Annotated in this window: 6 protein-coding genes; 3 read left to right on the top strand and 3 right to left on the bottom strand. The window is 73.1% G+C overall.

The features are described 5' to 3' along the window. Nucleotides 1-2406, top strand: a 2406-nt coding sequence (locus DMH12_RS36395) for an ATP-binding protein (RefSeq protein ID WP_125495576.1), incomplete at its 5' end; no start/stop codon positions are given. Between the two features lie 84 nt (nt 2407-2490). Here the strand turns inward: DMH12_RS36395 and nucS are convergent. Further along, nucleotides 2491-3162 (bottom strand): endonuclease NucS, encoded by a 672-nt coding sequence (nucS, locus tag DMH12_RS36390; protein WP_125495575.1) that lies wholly within the window; start codon nt 3160-3162, stop codon nt 2491-2493. Nucleotides 3163-3441: 279 nt separating this feature from the next. Between nucS and DMH12_RS36385 the strand changes: the two genes are divergently transcribed. Beyond that, a complete protein-coding gene (locus DMH12_RS36385) occupies nt 3442-3834 on the top strand; it encodes an SCO5389 family protein (RefSeq protein ID WP_055421911.1) in 393 nt (130 codons plus the stop codon). Between the two features lie 79 nt (nt 3835-3913). On the opposite strand, the gene DMH12_RS36380 is transcribed toward DMH12_RS36385, so the two are convergent. Next, nucleotides 3914-4942, bottom strand: a complete 1029-nt coding sequence (locus tag DMH12_RS36380; RefSeq protein ID WP_125495574.1) for an LLM class flavin-dependent oxidoreductase — start codon at nt 4940-4942, stop codon at nt 3914-3916. 202 nt (nt 4943-5144) lie between these two features. On the opposite strand from DMH12_RS36380, the gene DMH12_RS36375 reads away from it, so the two are divergent. Then, a complete protein-coding gene (locus DMH12_RS36375) occupies nt 5145-5477 on the top strand; it encodes an ATP/GTP-binding protein (protein WP_125495573.1) in 333 nt (110 codons plus the stop codon). Nucleotides 5478-5483: 6 nt separating this feature from the next. On the opposite strand, the gene DMH12_RS36370 is transcribed toward DMH12_RS36375, so the two are convergent. Continuing rightward, the coding region (locus DMH12_RS36370; RefSeq protein ID WP_125495572.1) for an ABC transporter permease at nt 5484-6339 on the bottom strand (856 nt) is incomplete at its 5' end.

Here is a 6339-nt window from a genome sequence, read left to right as displayed (position 1 = left end):
CCCGCCGACCGGCCCGCCCGCCCGGAGAAGCTCACCGCGGCCGAACGCGCGGAGACGGCCCGCGCCGCCCTGCCGCCCGTCCCGCCGGGCCCCACCAGGACCGTGCTGGGTCTGCTGGCCCGCGAGGACGAACGCGAACGCCTCGTACGGCTGCTCGCCCGCGGCCGCTCCGTCCGCCTCACCGGCCCCGGCGGCTCCGGCCGCACCAGCCTCCTCGACCTCGTCGCCGAGGACTGCGCCGGTCTCGCGCCCGACGGCGTCGTCCGCCTGAACGGCTTCCACCGCACCGCCGACGACCTGCTCCACGACCTCTTCTACGCCGTCCACCGCGCACCCCTGCACCGCCCGGGCCGGGAGGAACTGCTGGGGCACCTGCGCGAGGTCGGCGCCGTCGTCGTCCTGGACGACATCGAGTTCGGCGGGACCGCCCTCGACGAACTGCTGGAGGCCACCCCCGAGTGCGCCTTCCTCATCGGCGCCACCCCGGACGTGCCCGCCCTCTCCGCCGACTCCGCCGTCGAGGAGGTCTTCCTCACCGGCCTGGACCGCTCGGACGGCGTCGAACTGCTGGAGCGCGCCGCCGGCCGCGGTCTCACCGAGGAGGAGGCCAACTGGGCCGGCGACCTCTGGTTCGAGTCCGAGGGCCTGCCCCTGCGCTTCGTCCAGGCGGGCGCCCTGCTGCGCCGCCGTGACCGGCTGCGGGCCGGCGCCGACGCGGTGGACGAGTTCGGCGTCTTCGCCGACGCCCGCCCGGCCGACGACGACACGCCCTACGACGCCGCCGAGGCCGACGCCGCCGACGTGTCGCCCCTGCCGTCCCTCGGCGAGGCCGCCGCGCCCGCGCCGCTGCTCGCCTCCCGGCTGAGTGCCTCGGCCCGCGCCACCCTGGAGTTCGCCGTCGCGCTCGGCGGCGAGCTGCCGCACCAGGCGCATCTGCCCGCGCTGGTCGGCGACACCCACGCGGACGCCGCCCTCGGCGAGCTGGCCGACTGCGGACTGGTCTCGCCGGTGGGCTCCCGCTACCGGCTGGCCGCCGGGGTGCTCACCCAGCTGGAGAGCGACGGCTACACCGACGGCATGGGGGCCCGTGCGCTGGCCGCCGCCCAGCACTACGCCTGGTGGACCGGGCACCCCTCGGTCACCCCGGAGCGGGTCTGCGCCGAGGCCGACGCCGTCCTGGCCGCCCTCGCGGTGCTGGTGCCGACGACGACCCGGACCGCTGACGACGAGGAGAGCCCCGCCGTCCAGCTGGCCCGCACCGCGGCGCCCGCGTTCGCCGCCGGGCTGCACTGGAGCGCCTGGGAGCGGGCCCTGCGGGCCGGCACCGAGGCCTCCCGGCTCGCCGGGGACGTCGCCGAACAGGCCTACTTCCACCACGAGCTCGGCGTCCTCGCCCTCTGCGAGGACCAGCTCGACCGGGCCCGCGCCGAGCTGGAGGCGTCCATCGGACTGCGCGGCGCGCTCTCCGACAAGCACGGCGCCGTAGCCGGCCGCCGTGCCCTCGCCCTGGTCGCCGACCGGACCGGGGACACCCCCGGCCTGGGCAGCGGCGCCGGTGCCTTCGGTGCCGTGGGGGCCGCCGCCGGACTCGGCGTCGTCGGCGCGGGCCTCGGCCCGACGGCGGGCGAGGAGGTGCCCGACGCCCGGCACGAGGAGTCGGCGTCGCCGTCCGCGGGCGTCCTCGCGCCCTTCCCGCCGCTCCAGCCGCCTCCGCAGTCCCCGACCCTGGTCACCAGCCGCCAGTATGTAGATGAGCCGTCCCGCACGGTCGGCAGCGGCATCAAGGGCTTCGCCCGGCGCAACCTGGTGGCCGCCGGGGCGGGCGCGCTGCTCGTCGCCGTGCTCGGCACCGTGGTGACGCTCGGCGCCACCTCCGAGAACGATCCGGGCGACCCCTCCAACGAGGTCGGCGTCAACCCCTCGGCCAGCCAGGGCATCGACGAGGGCGGCCTGGGCGCGGACCGGCCGTCCGACGACGGGCAGGGCCAGGGCACCACCGGCCGGCCGAGCGACTCCGGCACGCCCGGCACGTCGGGGGCCCCGACGCCGACAGAGTCGGGGCAGCCCTCGGACGGACCGAGCAGTGGCGGCAACACCGACCCGGGCGACGACGAGAGCCCGGAGGACTCTGATTCGCCGAACGAGCCGAGCAAGTCTCCCAGTTCTCCCACGACGAGGCCGACGTCGCCGGACCCGACGGAGAGCGAACCGGACGACCCGTCCACCCCACCCAGCTCACCCGACCCCAGCCCCACCCAGACGGAGACGGAGGAACCGCCGACGTCCACGGAGGAACCACCAGCCTCCAACAGCGCCAGCAGCACCGGTACGCCCACCGCCGCACAGAGCAGCACGGGCACAGGCACGCCGAGCGGCTCGGACCCGGCGACGGAGCAGATCATCTGAGGTCCCGGCAGACAGGCACACGGGAGGGCCGGGTCCGCGTGTCGGACCCGGCCCTCCCGTATGCCTGTCGTGGGTGACGCCCGCTCAGAACAGCCGCAGTTTGTCGTCCTCGATGCCCCGCATGGCGTTGTAGTCCAGCACCTGGCAGCCGATGCCGCGGTCCGTGGCCAGCACCCGGGCCTGCGGCTTGATCTCCTGCGCGGCGAACACGCCGCGCACCGGGGCGAGATGGGGATCGCGGTTCAACAGCTCCAGATAGCGCGTGAGCTGCTCCACACCGTCGATCTCGCCGCGCCGCTTGATCTCCACCGCGACCGTCCCGCCGTCGGCGTCGCGGCACAGGATGTCGACGGGGCCGATGGCCGTCATGTACTCGCGGCGGATGAGGGTGTAGCCCTCGCCCAGCGTCTCGATGCGGTCGGCGAGCAGTTCCTGGAGGTGTGCTTCCACGCCGTCCTTGATCAGGCCGGGATCGACGCCCAGTTCGTGCGAGGAGTCGTGGAGGACCTCCTCCATCGTGATGATGAGCTTCTCGCCCGCCTTGTTGACGACGGTCCAGACGCCCTCCTCCTCGCCCGAGCCCTCCTTCAGGGTGCAGGGCGGCGACATCCAGTTGAGGGGCTTGTAGGCCCGGTCGTCGGCGTGGATCGAGACGCTGCCGTCCGCCTTGACCAGGATCAGGCGGGGCGCCGAGGGCAGGTGGGCGGTGAGCCGCCCGGCGTAGTCGACGGAGCAGCGGGCAATGACGAGACGCATGGTCGGCAACGCTACTCGACGTGCCCGGCCCGACGCGATTCGCCCGTACCCGGACGCCCCGTGGGCTGTCCCACTTCTCCCATTGGCCCCGGCTTGCGCACTGGCCGATTGTGCGCCTACGGGATGGTGTCCATCTCGGCATTCTCCTGGTGCGGTCACGATCGGTTGCTTACGGTATTGAACGGGAGGTCGCGAACTGTGTACTCAGCGTGTTCGAAATCGCGGACTCCCTCAACTGTCCGGCAACCCCCGCCCGTCGGGGGTGCGAGAGGAGAACCCATGTCGCTCGACGTCTCACCGGCCCTACTCGAACAGGCCGAGCGAGGCGAGGTCGACGAAGCAGCCTTCGTCGACTGCGTCCGGACTTCCCTGCCCTACGCATGGGAGATGGTCAGCTCCCTGGTGGCACAGCTGAAGGTCGACGGCGGTGCGTTCGCCGACAACCAGACGCCTCCGCCGGACGAGCAGGCGCGCGGTCAGCTGCTGCGTGCGCTCGCGAGTGACGCCATACGCGGTGCACTGCAGCGGCACTTCGGGGTGCGGCTGGCCTTCCAGAACTGCCACCGGGTGGCGGTGTTCCCGTTGGACTCCTCTGTCGACGAGAAACTGACCCGCTTCACCTCGGTGCGCAGCCAGGTGCTGAACCAGTCGCCCGAGTTCCGCGACTGCTGACGCCACGATCGTCCGCTTGCCGCTCCGTACGCGGGAGGTGCAGTTCTGTACCGGAGCGGCAAGCTCCCCGCCCATGGCCTCAGCCGAGCTGGGGGAGTACCTCGGCGCCGAGCCGCCGTACGTTGTCCTCGGTCGCCGCGAGGTCTCCGGAGCCCTCGACGAGCAGCGCGAAGCGGGAGATGCCGGTGCGCTCGGACGTGGCCGCCAGCCGGTCCGCGCAGAGCCGGGGCGTGCCCACCGGGTGCAGGCCGCAGAGCAGTTCGGTGTACGCGTGCGGGTCGCGCATCTGCCGGGCGCGGCCGTCCACCGTGACATGGGCGCCCAGCCCTTGGCGCAGCCAGCCCGGCATCGCCTTGAGCAGGGTCTCCGCCGCGTCGGTGCGCCGGTCGGCGATCTGGCAGACGCCGGCCGAGACATGGGCCGCGGCCAAGACCTCGGCGGCCGGGCGCCCGGCCGCGTGGGCGTGCCGTCGCCACAGGGCGACCATCTCCGCCTTCTCCTCGTCGCCGACGTGCATGCCCAGCAGCATCGGCAGCCCCCGCTCGGCCGCCATCCGCACGCTCGACGGCGAGGTGCAGGCGACGACGACCTCCGGGCCCGCCGCCTCCGAGAGGGCCTCCGAGGGGCGGGGCACGACGGGCACCTCGCGGAAGCTGAAGCGTTCCCCCGAGGCGCCGACGGCCGGTTCGCGCAGCCAGCGCACCAGGAGGTCGAGCGACTCCGGAAACCCCTTCTCGTACGCCTCCAGGCCCGCGCCGAAGACCTCCAGGTCCACCCACGGGCCGCCCCGGCCCACGCCCAGCGAGAACCGGCCGCCGCTCGTGACGTGCAGCAGCGCGGCCTGCTCGCCGAGCGCCACGGGATGGACGGTGGGCAGCACGCTGACCGCGGTGCCGACCCGGATGCGCCGGGTGCGGCCCAGCAGCAGCGCGGCCAGGGTGACGGCCGACGGGCACGTGCCGTACGGCACGAAGTGGTGTTCGGCCAGCCAGACCGCGTCGAGCCCGGCCTCCTCGGCGACCTCGGCCGAGCGGACCGCGCGGTGCAGCGCCTCTCCCTGACCCTGGCCCGGGAACTGGGCCCCCAACACGAAACTTCCAACGCGCATTGCCTTTTCCTGCTTCCTCGGCCCCGACACGGAGCTCCCCCACACGGCATAACCGCCTGACACGTGCCGAGGACACGGCCGGACGGAGGATTTTCCGGATTGTCTGCAGAATCGGCCGTCGTGGAAGGGGCCGGGTACCCCGGTCCGTGCCGCGTAGGCTGGATGCCGCCCGTACTTCCTGTATAGCTCCGTGAGGTGTCCCGTGTCCCCGCGTCGCAACCGACCGAAGGAAGCCGCTTCGTCCGGCCGGAGCGCCGAGGACGACGGCGCCGGCCGCTACGGCGGCTGGCAGTCGTCGGAGGACTGGCAGGGCGAGGAGTGGAACGTACGGCACGTGGCGGGCGCGAGCGCGCAGGGGAAGTCGTACCGCTGCCCGGGCTGCGACCAGTTGATTCCGGACGGCGTCCCGCACGTGGTGGCCTGGCCGGCGCACTCGGGGGTCGACGAGCGCCGGCACTGGCACAAGGCGTGCTGGAACGCGAAGGACCGCCGCACCACGCGGGTGCAGCGGTCCCGTAACGCGCCGAAGTTCTGAGCCGGGTCAGACGTCCCGCTTCTCCAGCAGGGCGAAGGCGCCGGCGAACGCGGCCGCGGTCACGCCGAGCACGATCCACAGCGGGTCCCAGCCCGAGGGGCCGGACTCGGACAGCGAGTTGGCGTAGAAGATGCTCATCTGGTTCGGGATCGAGTACTCGAACAGCGCCTGCTGCACGTCCTTCAGGGACTCCGAGAACATGAACAGTGCGATCACCAGCGGCGCGAGCAGCACGCCGATCATGATCGTGATGGCGCCCGCCGAGTGCCGGATGACCGAGCCGACGGCCAGCGAAAGCAGGCCGAGCAGCGCGATGTACAGCGAGACGCCGACGGTGCCCTTCAGCCACTCCGAGCCGGTGGGGTCGGCCGCGCCGTTGCCCTCCAGCATCGCCACGTGCGCGAGGCCGACCAGCGTCGCGGAGACCAGGGTCACCACGAAGGCCACCAGGAAGAAGACGATCGCCTTCGCCGTCAGCACCCGGCCGCGGCTGGGGCAGGCGGTCATCGTCGTACGGATCATGCCGGTGCCGTACTCCGAGGCGGTGGTCATCACGCCGAGCGTGATCACGCAGATGCTGCCGAGCAGCAGCCCGAAGAAGCCGAGGCTCAGCGCGCTCTCGCCGGCCAGGTCGGAGGACGAGTTCGCCACCACCACGCCGGTCAGCAGGCCGATGCCGATGACCAGCAGGACGAACACGCCCAGCGTCCACATCGTCGAGCGCACCGACTTGATCTTCGTCCACTCGGAGGCGAGCGCGTGCACGAGGCTCGTGCGCACCACCGGGATCGGCGACGTGTAGGTGGGGTACGGCGAACCCGACGCCGCCTGCCAGTCGGGGGCGGCCTGAGGGGTCGGGGGC

Origin of the sequence: Streptomyces sp. WAC 04229 (assembly GCF_003947455.1) — a bacterium.
Taxonomy (GTDB): domain Bacteria; phylum Actinomycetota; class Actinomycetes; order Streptomycetales; family Streptomycetaceae; genus Streptomyces.
This window is presented reverse-complemented; position numbering and strand designations above follow the sequence as displayed.